Source organism: Cohnella suwonensis (assembly GCF_042655365.1).
Lineage (GTDB): Bacteria > Bacillota > Bacilli > Paenibacillales > Paenibacillaceae > Cohnella > Cohnella suwonensis.
On the sequence record NZ_JBHSMH010000098.1, the window covers coordinates 1 to 625 of the forward strand.

Annotated in this window: 1 protein-coding gene; it reads right to left on the reverse strand. The window is 50.9% G+C overall.

Features of this window, described 5'->3' with window-relative positions:
• Positions 1-625: transposase (locus tag ACFPPD_RS22360; RefSeq protein ID WP_378083419.1), on the reverse strand; the 625-nt coding region annotated here is incomplete at both ends.

Consider the following 625-nt stretch of genomic DNA (forward strand, 5'->3'; position numbering starts at 1 on the left):
CCCTTTTTTCCTGTCCGCGCTTTCCGAATCGCCATATGGCCAGCCTTGCACACATACATGCCAGCGTCTTTATTAAACTCGAATTCATCTTCCTTCTTACGCCCGCCTTGCGTAATCTGCGGATTTAACTTGGCGACCAGTTCAATGTTATTGTCCTTGCTGTACCCAATGTTTTCCTTCTCTGAGTAAGCGGTATCGCCAATAACCGTTTGCACGTCCATGCCGGCTGCCTGGCTTTTCTCAATCAGCGCCTGCAACTGCTTTCCGTCATTCTTTTCTCCCGTGGTGACAACGGCCGCCGTAATGATTCTTTCCTCGGTCATTGCCAAATGCGTCTTGTATCCAAAAAACGAGGAGTCCGCGCTCTTGTGACCAACCCGCGCATCCGGATCGTCCGAGATTCGCAGTTGCTCCACGTCGTCCTCCACCGTCTCCTTTAGCAGATTCAGCGGCTCCAGGATTTTGGGCAATTGGGCGATCTTCATTTCCGTTTCAATAACATGAATGAGTTTTTGGCAGTAGTCGATCTCGTCCTCAAGGGCATCCACGGTGTTCTTGGCTGGAAGCATCGTCTTCAGTGACTCGTCCACGGAGTAGATGGCTTTTCTCAATTTCCGGGAGCGAT